This window comes from Sulfitobacter sp. IGS-18 (genome assembly GCF_059628195.1).
Map to the genome: position 1 here is coordinate 3,202,341 of NZ_CM184556.1, position 21,623 is coordinate 3,223,963.

At 58.6% G+C, this 21,623-nt stretch carries 29 protein-coding genes, 1 tRNA gene and 1 other RNA gene; 2 read left to right on the forward strand and 29 right to left on the reverse strand.

What is annotated here, in order from left to right; all coding sequences use genetic code 11:
* Nucleotides 1-53: 53 nt before the first annotated feature.
* From ACWNZ3_RS15370 to ACWNZ3_RS15500, 27 genes are all read right to left on the reverse strand, one after another.
* Entirely contained in the window at nt 54-2,942 is a 2,889-nt protein-coding gene (locus ACWNZ3_RS15370) for a phage portal protein family protein (protein WP_496900495.1), read from the reverse strand.
* The gene (gene terL, locus ACWNZ3_RS15375) at nt 2,939-4,591 is read right to left on the reverse strand and encodes a phage terminase large subunit (protein ID WP_496900496.1); all 1,653 of its coding nucleotides are present in this window, start codon (nt 4,589-4,591) and stop codon (nt 2,939-2,941) included. The genes ACWNZ3_RS15370 and terL overlap by 4 nt, the downstream gene beginning before the upstream one ends.
* Nucleotides 4,588-5,088, reverse strand: a complete 501-nt coding sequence (locus ACWNZ3_RS15380) for a DUF1804 family protein (RefSeq protein WP_114276040.1) — start codon at nt 5,086-5,088, stop codon at nt 4,588-4,590. The genes terL and ACWNZ3_RS15380 overlap by 4 nt, the downstream gene beginning before the upstream one ends.
* A gap of 11 nt (nt 5,089-5,099) precedes the next feature.
* Nucleotides 5,100-5,504: a hypothetical protein gene (locus tag ACWNZ3_RS15385; RefSeq protein ID WP_162792979.1), complete on the reverse strand. Its 405-nt coding sequence runs from the start codon at nt 5,502-5,504 to the stop codon at nt 5,100-5,102.
* 11 nt (nt 5,505-5,515) lie between these two features.
* A complete protein-coding gene (locus ACWNZ3_RS15390) occupies nt 5,516-5,920 on the reverse strand; it encodes a hypothetical protein (protein ID WP_114276038.1) in 405 nt (134 codons plus the stop codon).
* The gene (locus ACWNZ3_RS15395) at nt 5,910-6,434 is read right to left on the reverse strand and encodes a hypothetical protein (RefSeq protein ID WP_114276037.1); all 525 of its coding nucleotides are present in this window, start codon (nt 6,432-6,434) and stop codon (nt 5,910-5,912) included. Before ACWNZ3_RS15395 ends, ACWNZ3_RS15390 begins: the two co-directional genes overlap by 11 nt.
* Before the next feature lies 1 nt (nt 6,435).
* The gene (locus tag ACWNZ3_RS15400) at nt 6,436-7,431 is read right to left on the reverse strand and encodes a glycoside hydrolase family protein (protein ID WP_114276036.1); all 996 of its coding nucleotides are present in this window, start codon (nt 7,429-7,431) and stop codon (nt 6,436-6,438) included.
* Nucleotides 7,428-7,829, reverse strand: a complete 402-nt coding sequence (locus ACWNZ3_RS15405) for a helix-turn-helix domain-containing protein (RefSeq protein ID WP_114276035.1) — start codon at nt 7,827-7,829, stop codon at nt 7,428-7,430. The genes ACWNZ3_RS15400 and ACWNZ3_RS15405 overlap by 4 nt, the downstream gene beginning before the upstream one ends.
* Nucleotides 7,826-8,428, reverse strand: coding sequence for an MT-A70 family methyltransferase (locus tag ACWNZ3_RS15410; RefSeq protein WP_496900497.1), 603 nt, complete (start codon nt 8,426-8,428; stop codon nt 7,826-7,828). Before ACWNZ3_RS15410 ends, ACWNZ3_RS15405 begins: the two co-directional genes overlap by 4 nt.
* Nucleotides 8,425-8,838, reverse strand: a complete 414-nt coding sequence (locus ACWNZ3_RS15415; protein ID WP_496900498.1) for a phage protein GemA/Gp16 family protein — start codon at nt 8,836-8,838, stop codon at nt 8,425-8,427. The genes ACWNZ3_RS15410 and ACWNZ3_RS15415 overlap by 4 nt, the downstream gene beginning before the upstream one ends.
* Nucleotides 8,835-9,044 carry a hypothetical protein gene (locus ACWNZ3_RS15420; RefSeq protein WP_496900499.1) on the reverse strand — a complete coding sequence of 70 codons (210 nt, stop codon included), beginning with the start codon at nt 9,042-9,044 and terminating at the stop codon, nt 8,835-8,837. Before ACWNZ3_RS15420 ends, ACWNZ3_RS15415 begins: the two co-directional genes overlap by 4 nt.
* Entirely contained in the window at nt 9,037-9,579 is a 543-nt protein-coding gene (locus ACWNZ3_RS15425) for a hypothetical protein (RefSeq protein ID WP_496900500.1), read from the reverse strand. The genes ACWNZ3_RS15420 and ACWNZ3_RS15425 overlap by 8 nt, the downstream gene beginning before the upstream one ends.
* 8 nt (nt 9,580-9,587) lie before the next feature.
* Nucleotides 9,588-9,653, reverse strand: an RNA gene (locus ACWNZ3_RS15430) — hammerhead ribozyme type II.
* Nucleotides 9,654-9,662: 9 nt separating this feature from the next.
* The gene (locus tag ACWNZ3_RS15435) at nt 9,663-9,935 is read right to left on the reverse strand and encodes an HU family DNA-binding protein (RefSeq protein WP_496900501.1); all 273 of its coding nucleotides are present in this window, start codon (nt 9,933-9,935) and stop codon (nt 9,663-9,665) included.
* Complete coding sequence (locus tag ACWNZ3_RS15440; RefSeq protein WP_496900502.1) at nt 9,932-10,591, reverse strand: hypothetical protein; 660 nt, start codon at nt 10,589-10,591, stop codon at nt 9,932-9,934. Before ACWNZ3_RS15440 ends, ACWNZ3_RS15435 begins: the two co-directional genes overlap by 4 nt.
* Nucleotides 10,591-10,857 carry a hypothetical protein gene (locus ACWNZ3_RS15445; protein ID WP_496900503.1) on the reverse strand — a complete coding sequence of 89 codons (267 nt, stop codon included), beginning with the start codon at nt 10,855-10,857 and terminating at the stop codon, nt 10,591-10,593. Before ACWNZ3_RS15445 ends, ACWNZ3_RS15440 begins: the two co-directional genes overlap by 1 nt.
* Before the next feature lie 10 nt (nt 10,858-10,867).
* Complete coding sequence (locus ACWNZ3_RS15450) at nt 10,868-11,497, reverse strand: DUF3164 family protein (RefSeq protein WP_496900504.1); 630 nt, start codon at nt 11,495-11,497, stop codon at nt 10,868-10,870.
* A complete protein-coding gene (locus ACWNZ3_RS15455) occupies nt 11,494-11,874 on the reverse strand; it encodes a hypothetical protein (protein ID WP_496900505.1) in 381 nt (126 codons plus the stop codon). Before ACWNZ3_RS15455 ends, ACWNZ3_RS15450 begins: the two co-directional genes overlap by 4 nt.
* Entirely contained in the window at nt 11,856-12,446 is a 591-nt protein-coding gene (locus ACWNZ3_RS15460; RefSeq protein ID WP_496900506.1) for a hypothetical protein, read from the reverse strand. Before ACWNZ3_RS15460 ends, ACWNZ3_RS15455 begins: the two co-directional genes overlap by 19 nt.
* A complete protein-coding gene (locus tag ACWNZ3_RS15465; protein WP_496900507.1) occupies nt 12,446-13,213 on the reverse strand; it encodes an AAA family ATPase in 768 nt (255 codons plus the stop codon). The genes ACWNZ3_RS15460 and ACWNZ3_RS15465 overlap by 1 nt, the downstream gene beginning before the upstream one ends.
* A complete protein-coding gene (locus ACWNZ3_RS15470; RefSeq protein ID WP_496900508.1) occupies nt 13,210-15,501 on the reverse strand; it encodes a transposase in 2,292 nt (763 codons plus the stop codon). The genes ACWNZ3_RS15465 and ACWNZ3_RS15470 overlap by 4 nt, the downstream gene beginning before the upstream one ends.
* On the reverse strand, nt 15,498-15,962 hold the full coding sequence (locus ACWNZ3_RS15475) for a hypothetical protein (protein ID WP_496900509.1): 465 nt from the start codon (nt 15,960-15,962) through the stop codon (nt 15,498-15,500). Before ACWNZ3_RS15475 ends, ACWNZ3_RS15470 begins: the two co-directional genes overlap by 4 nt.
* On the reverse strand, nt 15,959-16,777 hold the full coding sequence (locus ACWNZ3_RS15480) for a ParB N-terminal domain-containing protein (RefSeq protein WP_496900510.1): 819 nt from the start codon (nt 16,775-16,777) through the stop codon (nt 15,959-15,961). The genes ACWNZ3_RS15475 and ACWNZ3_RS15480 overlap by 4 nt, the downstream gene beginning before the upstream one ends.
* Before the next feature lie 400 nt (nt 16,778-17,177).
* Complete coding sequence (locus ACWNZ3_RS15485) at nt 17,178-17,453, reverse strand: hypothetical protein (RefSeq protein WP_496900511.1); 276 nt, start codon at nt 17,451-17,453, stop codon at nt 17,178-17,180.
* Nucleotides 17,450-17,770, reverse strand: a complete 321-nt coding sequence (locus tag ACWNZ3_RS15490; protein ID WP_496900512.1) for a hypothetical protein — start codon at nt 17,768-17,770, stop codon at nt 17,450-17,452. Before ACWNZ3_RS15490 ends, ACWNZ3_RS15485 begins: the two co-directional genes overlap by 4 nt.
* Nucleotides 17,767-18,015, reverse strand: a complete 249-nt coding sequence (locus ACWNZ3_RS15495) for a hypothetical protein (protein ID WP_496900513.1) — start codon at nt 18,013-18,015, stop codon at nt 17,767-17,769. The genes ACWNZ3_RS15490 and ACWNZ3_RS15495 overlap by 4 nt, the downstream gene beginning before the upstream one ends.
* Nucleotides 18,012-18,323, reverse strand: coding sequence for a helix-turn-helix domain-containing protein (locus tag ACWNZ3_RS15500; protein WP_496900514.1), 312 nt, complete (start codon nt 18,321-18,323; stop codon nt 18,012-18,014). The genes ACWNZ3_RS15495 and ACWNZ3_RS15500 overlap by 4 nt, the downstream gene beginning before the upstream one ends.
* Between ACWNZ3_RS15500 and ACWNZ3_RS15505 the strand changes: the two genes are divergently transcribed.
* Entirely contained in the window at nt 18,322-19,194 is an 873-nt protein-coding gene (locus tag ACWNZ3_RS15505) for an XRE family transcriptional regulator (RefSeq protein WP_496900515.1), read from the forward strand. The two genes, ACWNZ3_RS15500 and ACWNZ3_RS15505, sit on opposite strands and share 2 nt — an antisense overlap.
* Before the next feature lie 421 nt (nt 19,195-19,615).
* Here ACWNZ3_RS15505 and ACWNZ3_RS15510 read toward each other — a convergent pair whose 3' ends face one another.
* Nucleotides 19,616-19,849 carry a hypothetical protein gene (locus tag ACWNZ3_RS15510; protein ID WP_496900516.1) on the reverse strand — a complete coding sequence of 78 codons (234 nt, stop codon included), beginning with the start codon at nt 19,847-19,849 and terminating at the stop codon, nt 19,616-19,618.
* 110 nt (nt 19,850-19,959) lie between these two features.
* On the opposite strand from ACWNZ3_RS15510, the gene ACWNZ3_RS15515 reads away from it, so the two are divergent.
* On the forward strand, nt 19,960-20,763 hold the full coding sequence (locus ACWNZ3_RS15515; protein WP_496900517.1) for a DNA adenine methylase: 804 nt from the start codon (nt 19,960-19,962) through the stop codon (nt 20,761-20,763).
* Nucleotides 20,764-21,457: 694 nt separating this feature from the next.
* On the opposite strand, the gene ACWNZ3_RS15520 is transcribed toward ACWNZ3_RS15515, so the two are convergent.
* Nucleotides 21,458-21,532 (reverse strand) — tRNA-Phe (locus ACWNZ3_RS15520).
* Nucleotides 21,533-21,623 lie beyond the last annotated feature (91 nt).

The window sequence follows — 21,623 nt, forward strand, 5'->3', positions numbered from 1 at the left end:
GGAGATGCGAAGACCGGTGATGGTCCAGCTAGTTATCTGACCGGGCGGCAGGATCACCTCTGCCGCCTTTTTCGTTTCCAGAGCAGTTTGCCGCCGCGTCTCCGGTCAAGCTGCTTCATGTCCGGACGGCCCTTTTTGTCAGATGGGGGATAGGCGGTGACCGCCTCCCAGAATTTACGTCCGATCTGAAGAACGACAAGCAGGCCGGTTTCCAGATCGACACGGATGTAGCGCCGATCCACAATCAGGTTCTCCACTGAGCTGTCCAGCGGATCTGGGCGCGATACCACGCCGACCCAGATTTCATCTGGATCCATGATGGTCTCTGCCATCAAGGGCGTGAGCACTGCACGATCCCGCTTTCCAACCTTCAGATCACCCCGCGCAGTCCTGAAATACTGATCCGAGATCGGGATGCGGTCGCCTGCCCGGTCCTCGAACAGGACCGCTTCACCTCGCTTTGCACCGAAAGGTGACAGGAAGCCGTCGATGTACTCCGCATCGGTCAAACCCTCCGCCAATGGTTCAGCTTTGAAGGGTCGCGCCTTCGCAATCAGGTCTTCAATAGGTTCGGGTACGTCCACCAGGGCAACGTGCCGCCCGAACTCAGTCGGGCCACCCGCCTCTTCCATCAGCTGAGACGGGACCAGACCCCGCTCCCAGAGGTTTCCGGGCTGGTAGTCCCAGCCATAGCCGACACCCTTCGGCTTCCGAACCGTCTCGCCGGTCGCAGCATGGGTGTAGGTCTCCATGATGATTTCAGGGGCGGTGTCCGGGCCGTCCTTGCCCAGGCGGCGCAGATCGCCTTGAGACAGGCTGGCAACACCGCAACTGCACTGCCAGTCGTTTGGCGGAAAGTGGTAGTCCCACCAGGGGTCATCATGTCGCAGGACAAGGCCATCCCAGGACTGATGCGATGGCCTTGGATTGCGTGGTACGCGGGTGTCCGCATGACGGTATTGCCAGAACGGCCGCAAGCGCAGCACGTCCGGATCGCGCATCTGCTGAAGACGGCCCGCCATATGGCTTGTGCGCATGTTGGTTTCGAAGATTGTACGGATGCGCCAATCCCGACCGCCATTGTAGTCCCAGCCATATTTCTCGACGATGCGGTCAAAGTCTTTGGCAAACGCCTTTCGGTCCCAGGACTGTGCCGCGTCGAGAATGGCCTCATGGAATTCCTCGACCATCGCAAGGTCCGTCGCACCGGCCACGACGAATGCCCTGTCGTGATCACCGGCCATGGCATCCGTCCAGGCCTTGGTCGGTTTGGCGCGTTTCTGCAGCAGGAAATCAATCTGCTCCTGAAACGGCTGGGGCACCACCTTCGCTGCGAACTCTTCGGTCGCATCGGTTTCGGCAAAGACTGCCTCGCGCCCCTGCAAAGCCGAAAGTTCCAGCGCCTGGTCAATCAGTCGCCCCAGGAGGCTTGGTGACCAGCCGGACCAGAGCTTCAACAAGTTGGCAGATGCCTCATCGGCATTCGGCGCATCCACCGCCTTGCGGATCGCCGCGATGCGCCGCGCGAAATGATCCGCCGATTCCGCCAGCAGCTGGTCGGTCAGCTGCGCGGTTGGATTGTCCGGATTGGCAAAGCAGGCGTGATCATGAACTTTTTTTTTACGCTGTTTTCCAGCCGCGAAGCTGGGCGCTTGAGGCTCTTCGATCCGGCTGCGCATGGCAACCAGCTGATCGATGGTCTGATCGGACAGACCTTCTGTCAAACCGTGTGATGTGATGTACTCACGGGCATCATCGTCACTGTCGAACTGGCGCGCGGTGCGAACAACGGCCATCAACGCCTTGTCCACGGCGATGGCAGCCTCTGCCTTCGACTTGCGCACCTTGGCCGTTTCGACCTCGTTTTCTGCCCGGACCCGCCAGACGTCCGGCACACGCGCACCAGGCACGTTGTAATCGACAATCCACGTCAGCAGCTGCTGTTTGAGCGTATCGGACAACAAGTCGCCATCACTGTCGACCAGGTTCTCCAGCATGTTCTCATGGGTCTGGGATGCAGCCCTGGAGCCGTTGGAGCCGATGTCGGTGGTCAGCGTCTCGCCATTGACGCAGATCGACATCTGCTTGTCCCAATAGTTGAGGAATTCCTGATAGGTCACAGAGCCGCTGCGCGCCGCCTCAAGGAACTTCACATCCGTGCCAACCGGAACGGTCACTGCCGACGATGTTCGGATCTGGTTCAGCGAGATCATCAACTTCCGTTGCTCCTCGGGCAGGACACCAAAGGGGATCTCTGCCACGACTGTCGGTCCGGCAAACTTTTCGAGGAAGTGCAGCCAGAACGCTACACCCTCTCTTTTGAACAGGACCGGCCAGAACAGACGGGTGCCAAGGCCAAGTCCGTAAGGGTTGTTCCCCTTCACACCATGCCGATGCACGATGAACTTGCGACCAGGCAATTCAATGCCGTCCCTCATGTCCGTGTAGGTCAGCAGGCGCGGATTCCAGTCTTCATCGAACACAAACCGCCGCTGATCGTGCGCAACAATCTTTTCAGGCGCGATCAGCCCCTCACGACGCCCCCAGACGATTTCCGAAACGGCAAAACCCTTCAACGTGGCATCAAGAAAATCCTCGCAGATCCGATCAAAGGGGAGCGCCTTCAAGAGCGCTTTGCAGATCTCGGCCGCGCGCACGTCCTTCGCATCGTCCGATGCCGCCTCGACCACCCATTCCCGCGCCACCAGAGTCTTTTTGCGCTTCTGGAGCATGGCGAAGGCATGAGTGTCGCGCTCAATCTCATCGTAGATCTTCAGGCCCCGGCCGCCGCCCTTCTGGATCAGCGTCTCATCGACATATTGAAGCGCGCCCGAAAAAAACGGGATCGTGATGTCGTTCCGCGCGTTCGCAATCAGATGCTTCGCGTCACGGGGCAAATTCTTGCGCTCAGATGCTGTCAGATCGCTGTCAGAGTTGTTCACAGGCGGTATCCTTCCAGAAGATCGCTATGCGCCGAGGATGAAGTGGAAACGCCGGTCTCACTTCCAGCCAGACCGCCGGCATATCGCAGGGCGTTCTGCCAAAGCATGTCCAGGCAATCGGGGCCGTCGTCATGATCCGCATCGGGCCATTGCTGGAGCTGATCGATCATGGTGGTGTGGTTGGCATTGAAGCGGATCAGACCGGCGGCGACCGGCGGCTGCAGCCGCTCGATGCGCAGGTTTTTGTCAGCATGGGGCGTGATCGGTACCGCAGGCAGGGCCACGCCCTGTTTTGCCGCCTCGGTCATGAGGCTTGTGCGCAGGAATTCTTGGAACTGCACCGCTTCCACAAACCACAGGTGCGCCTGGTACTTCTTCTGCATCGCGATGGCATCGCTGATGATGATATCTGGCAGTCTCTTGCGGATCGATGCCTCGAGCAGATCCATTCTGCCGGTCATCCGATCAAAACCGCCCACCAGAATGGCCGATGGATCACGGCCCTTGCCATGCTTGCCTAGCGACGGGTCGATGGCCCCGAAATGGATCAGGTTGGGTGTCGGAATAACGAAGTAGATCAGCTTTCCGAATGGATTGCCCTCGGAAATCGGCTTGTTCTGATACTCCGTCTGGAACGCGTCATGCGAGGCCGCGCGTTCGAACATCAGGAAGATCAATGATTGCATCGACGGCCAGTTGACCACTGCGCCCGCATCCATCGCGGCCTTGTTGGCCAGATAGAATGCCCGTGCCGCCGGTTCGCCGTCGTTCTGATAGATCTCTTCGAACCGGTCCCAGAGCTCCATGTTGTCGGGCCATTTGACGATGGCCTGGAACTCGACATTGCGCCAAACAGGCGACTTGGCGGCCCGGACGATCACCGCATCGTAATGCAACACGGTCCCGACCCAGATGACGTCCATGGACCCATCGGGAGGTCCAACCTTCAGAGCTGCGCGGTTGATCCAGTTCTCCAGTTTCTTGCGCTGTTCGGGCGACCGCACAGCCTCGTCGTTTTCCAGATCGTCGAAAAACATCATGTCGGGCCGGTGCGGGCCATGCCTGCGGCCCCTGATCTTCTGGCCCGCACCCAAACCTTCGATCCGGATGTTGTTGCGGGTGACGATCTCGCCCTCGCGCCAGACGCGACCGATTCCGCAGATTTCGGGAAAGTCAAATTTCAGCCGCGGATTGCTGGTTAATTCCGCCTTTATCGCTTCGATCAGCAGTGCCGCCTGGGAATAGACGTCGCAGGCTTCAAGCATGTACTTCTTGCGCCCGAGCATCACGCAGTAGAGCGCGAAGCCGAGCGAGAGGTGCGTGGATTTGGAGGATCCGCGCGGCGCGATGAACAGATCCCTTGCCCCTCCAGGTCCCGCGAGGATCTCCGGCACCCGCGCGAAGATGTGCTGGTGGAACAGGCTGTGATCGCCCCGGACGTAGTGCGGCAGATAGGTCTCGAGGAAGTACTGGAAGCCGGACTGCGGATCTACAATCCGGTCCAGACGTTCGGTGCGCGCGTCGGCATCTGCCGGAAATTCCGATACCGCCAGTTCAATCCAGCGCGAGAAATCGTTGGCCATTGCCGCAAGGTTCTCGCGGAACTCCTTGCGGCTGACCTTCGCCTTGAGCTGCGGGCGCTTGCTCATGAGGCGAACCGCGCGGTCAGCATGTCGCCAAACGGCTCGAGGATTTCAAGAATGGCGGCACTGTGGTGCGGAAATTCCGCTCGCACAAAATCCAGCATCTGCGATACCACGTCCTGGGCAACGCCCAGCTCGGAGATCCGGGGTGCCAGCTTGCCTGCAGCGGATGTCATCTTCGTCATCCCATCAGCCAGCGACGTCAGGTGCTTGATTTTCTGCTCCATCGGAATCGTATCGTTCTTGATCTCGTCGATCAGAGATTGGGCCATGATCATGAAATCTTCGACCACGCTGGAGACCACGGCCTCAACACCCTCACCGGCAATGATCGATGCACTGCGCGCGATATCCCAGTCATCGCCCTGCGCTTTCGCCGACTTCTTCCAGCGGGCGAAGGTGGAGGGGCTGATCCGATGGATTGCCGCAATCGTGGTGCCTGTCATGCGCCTGTAGACGTAATCAGACCGGGCTTTGCGCCTCTTGTCTTCTGGTTTGGACATTGTCAGCCTCTTCAGTTCTTGGGGCGCGCGTCCAGCGCGGCCTGGTAGAGCATGTTGATCTGCCCGCCGATGGTACTCATCTGCAGGTCGAATGCGGTTTTCAGGCCATGTACTTCGCGTTTGACGTCGCTGACGTCCGACTGGGTCGCGACCTTCTCCATGGTGCGCTCAACTTTCGAGACGCGATCACCGATGGAGCTCAATTCACTGCGCATTACGCCCAGATCGGTGCCGAGCGTACCAACTTCGCCCTCAAGCCGCCCCAACCGCTGCACCGTCTGCTCTTGCGGCCCGGAGGCCTCGCTGACAGCGTCCTGGGCAACCTTCTTCATCTTCCGATGCAGCCACAGGATGAGTGCGGACAACGCGCCGAAAACGGTCAGGATCAAGCCAATAATCCCCGTTGTAATATCCACGTATTCCATCATCAGAAGAGCAACCAAACAGTGAAAATCCAAAAAGAGATGAGCGAGACCACTTCCCACCCGATGCGGTGGGCGAAACGCCGACGCGAGGCATTCTGCGCCCTTACGAGCGGAACCATGACCCCATAGAGCCCAACGCAAACGATCAGTGAAAGCACTTCCGGAGCTGGGTGCATCCCCCACAGATTAACCCCCTTGCCGAGGAAAAACCGCGCCAAGACGTAATACCCGCGCTCAATCGACAGACCGACGCAGGCAATCGCAATGGCGGCCATAAGGCCATGTTCAATGGCCAAACCGCCCAGCCCCTTGTTGAAGGTGCTGAGCGCTCTGCCTGCCAAAATGAACAAGATGACAACCATCGCCAGGTGGCTGGCGATGGTCAGGCTATTCTGCTCAAGGCCCATTCACGCTGTCCTTTCGCAGGGTCCGGGCGAAATCCTTCAGCGTGTGGCCCCCCATGTAGAGCGCCATAAACAGACCGGTCAGCGACAGCAGCATCGTCATATCGATCTGCGGCACCGCCCATTTCATGATGGCGTTGATCATGTGGACGGCCACGATGTTCCAGAACCAGAGGAACATCAGGAAATACATCCAGAGCGGCCGCCATGCGCTGAACCAGCGCGGACCTTGGGTCTCCAGCGTGAGCAGGGCAAATTGCTTTTCAACGCCACTGGCATAGAGCGCGATCATCTCCGGTGCCATGGCTTCGACCTGTTCAATCGCTTCATGGATCAGGTCGGGGTCAGTCTCCGCAACCGCTTCCAGTTTGCTGACCGGCACCCCGGCCCGCTTGGCGATCTGGTCGACAACATCCATGACAAGCCCTGTGGGGCCGTTGCCGATCTTGCCCGAGAGGATCTGGCGCACCAGGGGCGCGCCCACGTTCATTGCGGTGGCAATCAATGCTGCTGACATATCAAAGCTCCCTCAGCCATTTTGCGATTTCCGGATTGGACGCCTCGATCATGGCCGCAATTGCATCGCGGTAGGTCCATGCCACCCAGATCAGCCAGGCAACACCACCTCCCGCGCCCAGGGCTGAGGGGTCCACGGGCAGTGCGTCGATGGCAGGCACCGCCGCACCGGCCGCAGTGCCACCGGCGGTGGCGGCACCGGCAGTGGCCGCTTTGCGTTTCGCGTCCCGCATGCGCTGGACTGTCGAAAGCGTTGCCCGGCCAATCAAACCATCGACGGTCAGTCCATGCTTGCCCTGGAAAGCGCGAACCGCCGCTTCAGCAATGCCATCCGAGCGGCTGCCGGGATCAAAACCAAGCGCAGAAAAGTCGGCGCGCAGATCCGCGATCTCCTGGGCAGACATGCTCACCACGATTCTTGCCGAGCCACCTTTCGAAACCGGCAGTTGGCCACCATAGGTGCCAAAGCGCATCACTTCGTATTCCTCCGCGCGGCGACGCGTCAGCCCCTTGAGGACACGGCCACCTGCCTTGTTCCAGAGACCGAGGCGGCGCTTGACCTCTGACCAGTTGCCGGAACGCCAGGACTTGACCCAGCTGGCGCGCTTGATTGCGCCGGTGTTGAAATGAAAGCTGACCGCACCATCGAAATCATTCTGCGAAGCGCCGGGCATTTCGTCGTTGACGGTTGGCTCATAATTCCGGTGCAGGGCTTCTGCCAACAGGCTGGACGCTTCGGATGGCGTAAGTTGCATACCGCCCTTGGGAGAAACGACGCCGGATGCCTTGGTCAGGCCCGCGCCAATGGTCCAGATGCCCACCGGATCGCGGTAGGCCTTGAGTACGACGCCTTCGTGGCGCTCGAGGAATGCGATGCCCTCAGAGCTGGTCTTCAATTGAGTTGCTGACATGAAAAAACCTCTGGCTGGCTGAACGTTGCCAGAGGCATGCGGGATAGGTGCTGACCAGTTTAGCGGACATACGTCCGGGCCGATCACTCACCGTCAGAAAACATGTCCAGTTGATTGGGGTCGCTTTTGCCGCCCGCGTTGGCAACACGCCGAACATGGCGCTGAGAAATGCCGAGCGTCCGCGCAATCTCAGATCGATCAAGACCCGCCTTTTCCAGCTTCATGATCGCGCGTTGCGTGGTTTTTCCACGCGCATGTGGAATATAGATGGTCGCGCCTGTCAAGAAGTGGCTGACTTCGCGGCCTGTCTCTTGGCCCAGGGCCTGCACCAGTGGGTGATCGTCAGGCGGGTTTCTGGGAAACTGAACATCAAGCCCGCCAAAGTGCTCCATCAGCAGAAAAACGACCTGCAGACCGAAAGTCTCAGCCACATCCACCAAGGACTGAGGGACGCCTTCCAGGGAAACAGGCAGCTGATCACTCATTGTTCGAGGTTCCCATCAAACTTGTCAGCCTGGTTGCCCCAGACGTCGTATCCTGCCCAGGCCTCGCGCGCGAAGATCTCTGCCAGATGGCCTTTGGGATGCAGACGTTCGATCATCTCCCGCATTTGAAGGGGCTTGCGCGAATGCTCCTGTCGCAGGCTGTCGATGAGATCTGGAACCTCTGTATCGATAATCACGTTGCGCTCGGAGCGGCTGGCTATCTCGGGCCGGTTGAGCTTGCCGACCAGGAAGGGTTCTGTGGCACTGCGCAGGACGTAGCCTGTTCCAAAAGCCGGGAGCCAGTTCCTGGTGCGCTTCAGCCAGGCACCACCCGTCACGTAAGTGAAACCCCACGCTCCAAGCACCTCCAGCGCCTGCGGCAAATGCGGCCATGTTGACCACATGAACAGATGACAATCAGGTGCCGCCAGCTGATCGACTGGCAGCGCCTTGATCGCGTCGAGAGGCATGGTGTCGTAGTGCGATTCCGGGCTCTTCTCGTATCCTTTGTCGGATCGCATGGCATAGGCCCATGGCGGATCGGCCAGGATCGCGGAATACTTCATGGGAATAAGCGGATCAAACGGCCATTCGGTCATGTCGCCTTGCCCCGCCGTTCCATGGCGCGCAGCGCATCGATGATAGGGCTGGCCTGCTCGTAGCTCAGCAGATCGGGGTCCGTCGCGACACCACCGCCGAGCTTGTTGCCACAGAAGGTGCGCAATGCCGCCCGAGACCCGTCATCGATGACGCCCAGCCCGTGACAGGATCTCCAAAGAGCATGGATCAGCCGGATATAGGGTTTCGTCGACGCAGGGTGCTTGCCCTTCGCACCGCCCTTGACCTTGAAGCCCAGGCGCTTGAACTCGGCGACCACGTCGCGTTTCTGCCGATCCGACATATCGCGCAAGGATGCTTTGCCGGTCACACGCTCCAGAACGGCCCGGTAATCATCTTCCTCCAGACGCAGCTCTTTCTTGGCGATGTTGATGATCGCGTTCGCGTTCATGGGAACAGCTCCCGCTCGATCTCGCGCACAAGTGGTTCCAGATATTGATGGTCCCACTCATCGCGGTTGGACTCGCTGGGCGTTAAGAAATAGCGCCCATCCTGGTCCGATCCGACTTCGAAACCTCTGTGGCGCAATGCTTCCATCAGCACCTCTTCGATCCGTTGTGCCCGGTCATAAACAGTCATGCTGGCTAGATCAGTCACGGGCGCACCTCGCACACTTGTCCGGGCTGGCGGCTGAGGGGGTGAATTCCTTGTCGCACAATGCGCATTTGGTGCGGTTGTCCCGATTGACCGTCGCTTTCAGATAGCGCTGATGATTGGCCCATTTGGCCCGCAGGCTGCCCATGGTCGTACCCACGTCTGCGGCCACATCCGCGATCTTTTCGCCGTCCCTGATCCGTGCAAAGGCCGCATCCAGGTCGAATTTGATCTCTGCAACCGCGACAGGGCGCGGGGCTGAGACTGGCAACTGGGGGGTGCTGGCAGACCCTACCTTCTCGGCAGCCGGCTGCTTCTTGGACACTTCTGAACCGCCACGCACAGCCGCGAAGGCCTGTGTCGCCGGGGCCTTCTCAGGAGCAGGCGTAAGCACCTCAGGCCCGACTTTCTGCGGAAACAGCAGAAGGTTCAGCACCTTAAGCGCGACGTCCCGGTCGTGGAATGTGCCAACCACCTCTGGTTCCACCCGTATGAGATCGACACCGCCGGTTTCGTTGTCCTTCAGCGAATATTCCATCCGTCTTCCTCCGGTTGCTCATCAGTACGAGGCCACCACGCCCCGCAGACCGGCCCACCGGGCCGGTTTCGCAAAGGATGCGATCAGCCCTTCATTGCCTTTGCCGCCTTGAAGGCCAGTGTGCTGCTGGCGGCAATCTCGATGGACTCGCCGGTGCTGGGGTTCCGCCCGGTGCGCGCGGCCCGTTCGCGGCGCTCGAAGGTGCCGAAACCTTTCAGGCCCACCTTGTTGCCTTCAGTCGTGTGCAGGTCGATCTGTTCGATCAGCTTGTCCACGACAGCGGTCACGTCTGATTGGGCAAAACCCGTGCCTTCTGAGATTTCCTTGGTAATTTGCGTTTTGGTAATCGTGCTCATGTCATTTTCTCCAGAGCTGTTGCTGGCCGCATGTCGCGAACCAGTTGGGTTCCATCTGCGGGGAGCCGCAGATGGTCGAGCAACGCCAGATGGCGCGCGCGTTCGAGCCAGAGGTCACGGGCAGCGCGCCACGCCGTGTCCTTGGGCAATTCGTGAATGAGGGTGACCGCGCGCTCGAAAGCGTCTTCGTCCGGCGTCCCATGGCAGACAGGCTCAGTCCCGAAGAACACGAACCTCTCGGCTGCGAGAGCGATATTGTCTGCGACGGTCAGCTCTCCGAAATCCGCAACCTCATCAAGCGCCCATGCAAAACCGATAAGGTCATCAATTTCGGCCTTGGCCTGGTCGAGGGCGATTGGAACAGCGAATTTCGATGGGTATTCACATGCCCGGGCGACGAAATCCACACTCGGCCTGGAAAAGTCGCCCAGCAGGAATTCATGCGCATCGTGCAGCAGGCCCCAAGCCTCAAGCCCTGGCGGGCAGATGTGCGACACCAGTATGGAATGTGACGCCACTGACCAGGGCACCGGAGTGCAACCGTTAAAGCGGTTGGTTTTAGCCAGACTGTCGGCGATCTTGTCTGCTGTCAGGTCACATTCGCGCAGGTTCATCAAGTCGATCAGGCCGTCGATGGTCATAAATGGAATGTCCATCACTGCTGCTCTCTTTCGTTAGAAAGAGCTTCCTCAGCCTTGGCGCGACCTTCATTGTAATTCGCCGTCAGGCAAGCGGCGATATCACTGGGCTCAACTTCAACCTCTTCTGCAAACCTGCCGTAGTACCCGGCGTATTGAGCCAAGATCGCGAATGCCTCCAATGAGTTCCGATCCTGCACGAAATCGATTATCGCTTCGTCAAGAACGATAATCAGTTCGCGGTGTCTGGACGTGATTTTCTCGAACGTTGCGTCGTAGGTCATTTTGGCCACCTCACAACTTCGCGAAGTCGAGCGAGATCGTCTCGAGTTTGCCGCTCAAAGGGTTCTCTTCATAGAAGCGCGCATAGGACGCGGTACTCTTGACCTTGACCGCGTCGGCAATGGCCTCCATCGCCCTTTCCCAATTCGGGTCGACCTCGCCGGTATCGCTCTTCATGTTCACGCCGCGCAGGCCCAGTACGCGGCCGGTGTCGATGGACCCTTCTTTGTTGACCTGGAAGGCATGTTCGACCAGCGCACGAATGTTCTGGTTCCCACCTTCAGACCATTCTTCGATGCACTCATCGATCAGCGACTTCGCAGCCTCGAGCTCCGGCCCGAAATGGATCTGCTCTTGAACGGAAATCTTCACCGCCTGCTTCCCATCATAGGAGCCGATTGTGATGTTCCCCTTCTGGCCACCAACCTTGGCATTGTACTTCTCCATGATCAGCGCCTTTGCGGCGAAAACTTCAGAGAAGGTCAGCTCCTTCAACTCGGCCATAAGCGCCTGCACCTCCTTGGCCTTTGCGACCATGCGCACCGCAACTTCGTGCTTCATGATGTCTTCGGGCTTCACCAGGTCGATAGGGACATGATGCCCCTGGCTGTTGATCATCATTTCTTTGGGTTGTTCGCTCATTTTGTCGTTCCTTCTGGTTTTGAGATTGGGTTTTGGGGACAGGCGCGGCAGGCCATGAACTGGCTCATGCGCTCCGGGTTGTTGGTGGACATCGGACGGCCAGCATGATGACGGCATGTTTCAAGGCTGATGCCTTTGCGCAGGTGCGGGCAGTGCAACTGGTCCTTCAGAAGAGCCAGCACCTTTGCAGCGTACTTGTTGCCGACCTTGTCCAGACGCGCGGGATAGGTGTCATTCACCAGCAGGGACAGCGACGGACGGGGCATCCCGATCCGTGCGGCGACCGAGCTGACGGATTGGCCGTCCTTGGCCACCTCGCTCTTGAGAAGCGCCAGCCATTCCGGATCGACACAGGTGGTCATTGCTTTGGCTTGCATGGCAATTCCTCCCCCGTGTTCGGATCCAGCAACATCTGGCGCGCCTCGGAATAGACCGGTGCGGCGCGCCCGCTGTCCTTGACCAAACGGTACGTCTTGAACCCGTTTGATCCCGGTTTCGTCCCGGCCTGGCGGAAAGGAAGCTCTTCGATATAGCCCGCCCAAAGAAGATACCGGACATATCGCGCAAGATTGTTGTGCGGGTTCCGGTCTTCCGCAGTTGCGTCAATCAGAATGTCGGGCTGGGTGAACTGGCGACGGAATCGCATGGAACGCCAGGCGCGCTCACGGAACGTGTGCTTGACCACCCTGCGCGCGCCGCTGGCCTTGATCGGCCCCGAGGTGACGACAGCGCCATTGGCGGCGGCAGCGACACCAGCAGTGGTCAACCTGTAATAGCCTGCGCTCACAAGGCTCAACATTTCCCTGGTGCGCAACTGCGCCGCCGCGTCGGACACCTGACGTTTGGACCGTCTCATCTCCGTTGCCACGTCGGACAGAAAACGCGGCTTACCGTCCTTCAGGGCCTGCAACAGCTCGGTTGCGACAGTGCCTGGTGAGAGAGCCGACATCACACCAGCTCCGGGGCCATGATCGGATTCCCGGTGTCGCGGTCATAGGTGACAACCTGACCGGCCATGTCGGCCAACGTGACACCGCCCTCATCATAGTCGAGCCGAAGTCCCGCCCGCTCAACATGGGCAATCGCTTCAAGAAGTTCACGGTTGAACCCTTTCGACACCTTCCACATGAAATGGCTCAGATCGTCCGCAATCGGGACTTCGCAGCGCGCCTTGATGACTTTGCGCGCATCTTCCACGCTGGCTGGATGAAACCGCACCTTGCGAGGCGCGCGGCTCTCGATCTGGGGGAACCGCAGCAGATTCTCGCGCAGCCGCCCCATGCCGACAAGAACCGTCGGCATGAATTGAATGTCGGACAGATCCCGGATGGTCTCCATCACCTCACGGCGGGACGACACCTGGTCGCACTCATCGACCACCAGGCTGAACGTATGCCCGGCCTGTTCGGAGGCATGTGCGCGCTCCCGAAGCGCCTGCAGCAGCCGCTCATACCGCGCAAGCCGGGTACGCGGCGGCGTGATGTCCATTTCCTTCAACAGCGTGTCGATCAGAAAGCGGTAATCCCACCCCTGATTTGCCCGAAGGTAGATGCTCTGGGTCTGGGTAATGAAATGCGACATGCAGGTGGTCTTGCCCAGGCCGGGCGCGCCATCCACAACGATAATGCAGGCCTCATGGGCTCCACGATTGCTGACGTCGCGCAGCCGGTCATAAAACCTGGTGACGTTCTCTGTGTAGACAAACTTGGATATCATGGTAGTTTTCTCCTCGTGACCTCGGTTTTGTCAGGCGCGGCGCGGACGAGTTCTCTAAGCCGGTCCACGTCGATGCCTGACATTGCCAACCAGTTGCTGTCTTCCCTGTGATTCAGAAGATCTTTGATGCGCTTGACTTGGCGGGTTTGCAGTTCCTCGAAATGATCGAGAGCGAAGGCGCAGAATTCCTTGTCATTGCGGAATATCCTGCGTTGCGGGGATGCGGCGGGAACCATGTCCACTACATTGTCTGCCTTTGAAATCACGACCTCAGCGGCGGGTGCGACCGGCTCAAGCGGCACTTCGGGCCGGTGGTCCAGTTGTGCCGGATTGCCAAGCTCTTCGCGGATGGCGACGGCTTTGTCGTCCAGGCGACGCAACTGTCCCTTGGCACGGCGTTCTTCGGCAGCGCGTTGCGCGGTCAGCGGGATGTACCGTTCCTTGTTGCCGCTGAAATCGGCCTTGCAGATGAATGCGCCAGGCTCACCAGTGTCCTTGTCAATCTCGCGGACCCAAACAAAGCGCGCCTGCGTATCGTCGTAGCCCACCATGACCTTCTCGCCACTGAAACCGAAGAGCTCCTGATGGAAGAATTCGTTCCCGTTCCACTTGACCAACCCGCGATTGGCCACCCGCTCGACGTAGGGCCGGAACAGATCGTCTTTCAGGCTTTCCTCAACAGGGATTGCCTTAAAGCCAGCTTTGACGTGCGCCTCCCATGCCTCGTTGGGCGACATGTGCCGCCTGCGCCCGGAAACCGGGTCGGTAAACTTCGGAAGGGCAGAATGGGGCGCGGCGTTGTAATCTTCGACCGCTTTGGCTGCAGCCGCGAGAAAATCTTCCCACGTTGGCAACAGCCGCGATTGGCCGAATTCCTTGATATCGCTGCGGGTCTGTTTGTGAACCCGCCCCGCTGCTTCCTTGTCCATGTCCTTGCCCAGGTAGGTCGGAAACTTCTTTGCCAGTGGGTTCCAAACGGTCTTGTTAAACCGTTCGATGTTGCCCTTGGCCTGGGAGTTATAGGGCAGGGCATGCATCTTGGTGATCGACAGGCGGGCCATCAACCCGCTGGCATCATCGTCCATGACCTTGTTTTTGTACCCAGCACCCCGGTCAGTATAGAACATCGCCGGGATGCCATTGGCGACACAGGCGTTGCGCAGGGCCTCTGTAACCGCCACCGTGTTTTCTTTGCGCGACACCGCCCATCCGACACATTTACGCGTGGCAACATCCATGATGGATGTCATCTCCGGCTTCATGGGGCGCATCGTTTTCCAGTCAGCGACCTCTGCGTCCAGTGTCTTGCCGTCAGCCACATAGATCGTGGTCGGCAGAAACTGGTCATCCATGATCCGGGTGACATAGGCCATGCGGCTGCGCAGCGTCAGCAAGCCCTCGCGCCCCACGTTGCGCTCGATATCGTTCAACTTGTCCTTGAGGATGCGCCGCACCTGATCGTAGTTCAGGCGGCTTTTCGGATGGTTGGCGTTGTACTCCTTCAGCGCCTCTTTGATGTTCGGCTTCATCGGCATGGCATAGAATTTCAGGAAGGTCTTGAAGGCCTCCGGGATATCTTCTGCGACCTTGGTGCGATCCGGTGCCAGCGCTTCGACACCTTTTTCCTCGCGCACTTTGTACCACTGATAGAGCGACGACCGGCCAATCTTGACCGTGTCTTTGGCGCGATCATTGGCGATGATCAGCTGCTCGGGCAAAAGACCGAAGCCGTCATTGGTGGTTTCCGCCGTCAGGCGCGGTACACGGTTGACCAGGGCCTGCTCGGCGATTGTCAGGGGAAGTTCAGCCAGGGCCTTGCCCTGTACCTCCTCGAAGGCAATCCATTCATCGACTGCGCGTAAAAACGCCGCAATCGCCTTGCCGCGCTTCGTGCCGTTCCGGATCTGGTAGTTGCTGATTGCCAGCAGCACCGCATTGCGGGCATCTCGCACCTTGGCCTGACGGGCCTTCAGAGAGAGGTTGGGCATCGCCATAACCTCTGCCTTGGCCGTTTCCGCAAGCATTGCCTGCTCCGCCATTTGGTGAACGATCCGGTCCCTGCGTCGGATCTCGGCCTGCATGTCTTCCGGCAGAATGGAGAAATTGTACTCCATTGCGCCGCCGCGTCCCGCACGTTTGCGTGAGAGGTTGGAGGGGTGGCTGCTCCATCTTTCGCGCTTTGCAAGGCGAATAACGGCGCTCTCGGTCTCCGGAAACCGCACCCGATCCCCCGCTTCCTTTGCGATCTCGGCCAATTCACGGGCTGTGAAGAACTGCTGTATCTTCATCTTCTGCTCAGCCCCCTTGGGTCGAGCCGATCCAGCCGGGCGTTCATCTCTTCGATGTGCTGACGCAACAACTGCGCCTCGATCAGTCGGGCATATTTGTCCTCGATGACGGTCAATCCGAACTCACCAGGCACAAAGCCGGTCAGTTCCATCGCTTGCGTCGCCTCGATCAGGGCTACAAAGGCATCGAGCGGAATTCGGTGGCCCTCTGCGGCCTCGGATGACCACTTGTTGAGCATATCGACCGAGACAGCGCGGCCCAGGTACTGCGACATGCGAACAGCCAACTGGTCGCGATCCAAGCCGCGCGCATGGCGGGCATCGCGCATGGCCCTGCCGATCAGCCGTGCGATCTTGTTGTCCATCGCACCACGCCCCATGACCTCCGGTTGATAACCGATGGAAACATTCGGCTCCCAGTCAAACAGGTCTTCGGTCAAGGGATCGCGATAGCGGCTCATGCCTTCAGAACCCCCTGCCGCTTGAGGGATGCGATCACGCGCTCTTCATTCTCCAGCAGAAGCCGGTCGAAATCGGGATCCGGCAACTTGCGCAGATTGACGTTCAGCGCCTTGAGGCGCTTGGCCGTGTCTTCTGGCACATGGCCTTTTGTGACCAGGGCCACAGCATCGGCAATTGAGTGATATTCCGGCTCGTCTGCCAGCAGGATGTTCAGCACTCGGTCCTGGATGCGCGGGATCTGGGCCGACAACAGCGCCAGGTCAGATTGCTTCCTGGCAAAGGGTGTGCCCTGCAACCGATACTGGCTTTCGGTCGTGAGGCCCGACCATATCTTGACCGCCATCTGTATCGACCGCTGACTCAAGCCGATCTGGTCGGCGGTCGCTTTTGCAAACCCGAACACCTGCGGTTCTTCGGCATCTGGATCAAAACGCAAACTTTGCGTTTTGATTTTCTCCGATTTCCGATCACCGCCTTTTTTAGTTTGGGGATAGGCCTCTTCATAGGCCTTCTTCAACTCGTAAAGGTGGTGGCAGCGGTCAAGCGCGTTCAGCTCGTGACGGCCGAGGTTCTCCATGACCTCTTCAATACGGGCTTCGGCATCGGTCGCAGCAGCTGAAAGAGTGCATCTGATTGTCGTCGCGCCGTTGAGCACGGCCCCGGCATGCCGGTGCAGCCCGGATACCAGCACAAATGCGCCATCATTGATTTTGCGGACGCTGATCGGGTTGATCTGCCCCTGTGCCTTCATCAGTCCGGCAAGACCCTCAGCCCAAACGGGGTCCAGGGCGCGGGTGCGGTCGTTGGGGATCACGATCTGCGTTAGCGGCAGGTCAAAGCTCGTTTGGTCGGTCATTCAGTCACCTGTAAGTTCTACTCTCACCACCCCGCATTCTAGGCGGGTGTGGGCTTGGCCCGCCCGGACCTGTGTCCGGTGATAAGCCCTCAATTCCTATGCAAGCTTGGCGTCACCGGGCGGGTATGCGGCCCACCCGGTGACTATCGACACTGAATTTGTGGAGAAAAACCCGATGTCGAATTCTGTAAAAACACGTTTCCTCAACGCTTTGGCTGGCTCTCTCGCCGCGTTCAGGCTGGCCCATGAAGGCCACCTGATACCCATCGGCGTTGCCACGCTGACGCTGCTGAAGCAGAATAAGCCGGTCACACGCGACGCGCTGATCGCAGAGATGAGAAACCAACCACCGGGCGACTTACGAGAGAGAGGCATTCGCCACCTCCTCGATACCCTCCATGACGCCAGCGCATGAAAGTAGCGCGATGATCATGTATCCCGCTTCCCGGTCAGGAAGCGGGACGTCGGCGTCCACTTCGTCCATCAGAAGCTTGACCAGCGCGGCCGCTGTCAGATCGGGGCCATCGGGGGAAGGAAACCGCTCCCGGACCAGCCGCCCGAACATTTCGAAATCCCCGGCGCTGTCCGAAAGGCATTCAAACAGGAGAGAGACCAGTTTCGGCGTCAAGATCACAGCAAAGACCCCAACCAGAACACCGCCACCGCCCAGACCGTGATCACGGCAACTCCGAACCATTCGCTTTCCGGCATGTCCGCCACAATCTCGGCAAGGGAGCGCTGTTCATCCTCCACCTCGGCAACCGCCTCGGCCTCAAGGACTTCCATCAGTGCAGTCGCGCGCCAGTAGTCCATGCAGTCGCCGCTCGTCATGAGGTAACGGCATGCCGCAAGGACGTCCTCGCGGCAGAACATGTCTGGGCGCAACACAACCTGGCGGGCCGCGCGCAGCGTCTCCGTAGAGGACAGGAAGTTCAGGACCTGCGCATTCATGATCGGTCACCCTGGGCAGCGATCTGATGATCGTGCTCCAGAAACCGCCCCATGCGCTGCAACCAGGTCGCATCGCGCTTCAACTCGCCGCACAGGCGGCGCGCCTCGTTGTCGTTCAGCGGAATGCCGGATTGCAGGTAGGCCATGGCCTCCTGAATATTGGCGGCGGCGCGCATGAACCGTGTCTCGGCGCGAGGGACGCCCTTGTCATTTTGAGCGGTCGTCGCTGACGAAACAAGGCTCATGCCACCGCCCTCTTGTCAGCGGCATCGCGGCGGTTTTGACTGTTCACCGGCGGGAACTTCTTGGTATCAAGAATGCGAGGGCCACCTTTGGGGTAGCGACTCGGCCACAGGTCTTCAGGCTTTTCGCCAATGAAGGCGGCAATGGCATCCTGCGCGGGGTAGTGCGTGATGTTCTTGACCTTGCCACAGGCCGTGCGGGGCAGATCGTTCCGCAGGGACAGTTCGGTAAGCGTCATGCCCTGACGATGGATTTCCGCCAGAATGGCGGGCCAGTCCATCTTCGGCTCTTGGACCGATGATTTGCTCATGGGGTTCTCCGGATTGGAGCGGGTGCTGGAACACCCGCTTCTTTTTGGTCGATTAGGTGTAATCGCGCCGCCGTCATTGGCTGCGCATAAGGAAGGTTTAAGGCAATATATGGGTTTAGTAAACCCACTTCTTGCCAAAACAGCTATGGGGCGACCTGAAACGATAAAAACAAAGCTGGGGGAAAGGCTTAGGAAGGTAAGGGCTGCTTCTGGAGATCCTTCTAGAGACGAGTTTGCCCAAAATCTTGGAATATCAGCAAAGACTCTGGCGAACTATGAGCGTGGGGATACTCAACCTGACGCAACCGCTTTGGCGGCCTACCACAAAGCGGCTCAGGTCAGCCTAGACTGGCTGCTCACGGGTGAAGGCAACATGGTTTTGGTGTCGCCTGAAGAGAACAACCAATCAGATGGCGACAGGGGCTTTCATCCCCAGGTCAAAAACCGTGACATGATCGCTCTTCCGATGTTCGGTGGGATACAGGCGTCTGCAGGCGCTGGGTCGGTTCACACATCTGAAGAGGTAACCAGCGCAATCGCCTTCGATCCGCAATACCTTCGCGATCTCGGTGCGAAGCCCAGCCAGTGTTCGGTGATCACCGCCCAGGGCGAAAGCATGACGCCGACAATCCCCGATGGTGCACTGCTTGTAGTCGATCATAGTCAGATTTCCGTGGAGCACGGCTGCATTTACGTTTTCAACGTGGCGGATCGGCTGGTGGTAAAGCGCGCGCGTTGGTCGATGGACCGGACCCTGACGCTGATATCCGACAATCCGTCACCGGACTATCCGGACGAACGCTTCAACGACGACAGCGCCGACCAGCTGAACGTGGTCGGACGCGTGGTTTTTCATGGGAGAAGAGCATGACTGTTAAGACAACACGCTACAGTTCTGGAGTGGCATTAATATTGGTTTTTCTTGGACTTCAGGCGTGCACCTCCGTCGATGACTTCGCTAGTCGCCCCTTTGAAGAGTCGCGCATGTTTCAGGGGAACTACCAGGCAGTCTATGCTAGGACTTTGGTTGGCGCGAGGAAGTGCTGGAGCCCCGGGAACGTCGGAGGCTCGATTACATCGTTCGCTCTTGATACCCAGATCTATAGTGATCTCGGTTACGCAGAGATTTATAGCTACTCTTCCGGTGTTGCCGTTCAGCCGATGGCTTTGATACGATTTGAGAAAGCGGGCCAAAGTACTGTCGTTAAAGTTAAAACGACAGGTGGTGTTGGCACACATCTTCTGAGACGCATCGCTTATAAATGGGCCAACGGCTACACTGGCTGCAAAGCTTAGGACTTTCCCTCAGCCCGTCGCGCCCGCCGGATCGCGCGCATGACGATCTTCCGCCGCTCCGCCCGCGTGTCCTTCAATATCAATTCCTGACGAGCCGCGCGGGCATCCAGCACCGCAAGCCTTTGTTCTTCTTCATATTTCAGAAAATCTGAATATCCACTGTGCAATTGATCGCGCTGCACTTGCCGCCCTGCCATATCGCAAACTCCCTTTTTCTTATGAAATAACATACAGCAGACTTTGCTGCACCGAATTTCACGCACAGCCATTCTTAACAGATGCGATTTGCGAATGTTCCGCCTATGTTCCGGCACATCAATCTCAGAACAATGGGGCAACCATGCAAAAGACCACAGCGCACAAGTCAACGCCAGCAGCGCCTTGGCAGGGCGGCAAACGTAACCTGGCAAAACGCGTCTGCGCCATCATCGACAGCCATAATCATCAGACCTATGTCGAACCCTTTGTCGGCATGGGCGGTATCTTCCTGCGCAGGCGGCGGCAGCCCAGGGCCGAGGTAATCAATGATTACAACCGCGAGGTCGCAACTCTCTTTCGAATCCTGCAGCGTCACTATCCCCAGTTTCTGGAAACCCTCCGCTTCCAGCTGACCACCCGCGCCGAATTCGAACGCCTGGCGGGCACCGACCCCGACACACTGACCGATCTGGAACGCGCGGCCCGATTCCTCTACCTCCAGCGCACGGCGTTTGGAGGCAAGGTATCAGGTCGCAGCTTTGGGGTGGCAAAGGATCGACCAGCGCGATTCAACCTGACTACCCTGGAGCCGATGCTGGAGGATCTGCACACCCGGCTCTGCGGCGTGGTGATCGAACGGCTGGACTGGCGGGATACCCTGCGGCGCTACGATGGCCCGCAGACCTTCTTCTATCTGGACCCACCCTATTGGGGTTGCGAAGACGACTACGGCAAGGCCATGTTCGCACCCTCCGATTTCGCGGCAATGGCCGGGCAGCTGGCGGGCATCGACGGCACCTTCCTGCTGTCGATCAATGATGTTCCCCAGATTCGCGCGGCCTTCGCTGACTTCCGTCTCACCCCGGTGCAGACCAGCTATACTATCAGCAAGGCAGCAACCTCGGCGTCGGAGCTTCTGATCAGTAATTTTGAGGTGGTTTTGTAGAGCCGATCACCTGTTAGAGAATTGCCTTTTCGGGCAAATTCTAACGGATTCTCACGTCAGAGTTCGTTTTGTCCAGAAGCTAACGCTTTTCAGATTTTACAGCGCACAATCCGTGACTTAAGGAACTCTGACGCTTGGGTTTGAACTCTGACCGCGCGTCAGAGTTCAAACCGGACCTATTCCGCTCAATGGTGACGTTTGCGCGCCGAACTTGACCGCTCTGGCCCTGTCGTGCATCAAGGGGATGGGCGCAATTATCCTTGTTTCATTGGTCTGTCGGCGCTCTGCCTGCTGATGCACACATATGACGCCTCTCCGCGCGCCTTTCGGCACAACTTGCACGGTTTGCGCCCCATCATCCGCCATTTTATCTAGCTTTTGTCCACGACCGTTTTGCGGCAACTCTCTTTGCTGCGCGCTTTTTCCTTAGTGTTCACAGCAACTTGATGGATTCCGTCCAGAACATTGCTTTTGTCCAGAAGGTAGTACCCCCCTACAGGTCAACGAAGCGCCACACCAGTCGCGCCATTATTGTCTCAACAATATGCTCGCAAGGCCCTGTCATACGCGTTTAACCGACAAACAGGAACGGTTTTGTCCTCAACCCACGCACCCATGCGGCACCCAGCATCACACAACGTCGAGGAAACGAAGAATGCGAAAGGTGTAAGTGGCTGTTCAAATTTTGTAAAAATGGTGCCCGGGGGCGGAATCGAACCACCGACACGAGGATTTTCAATCCACTGCTCTACCCCTGAGCTACCCGGGCACGGGTCACCACGATGTGGTCGGGTGAGCGGGTTCTAGGACCTCTGGGGCGGGGTGTCCAGCCTCTTTTTACCGCTGAAACCAAAGGGCTT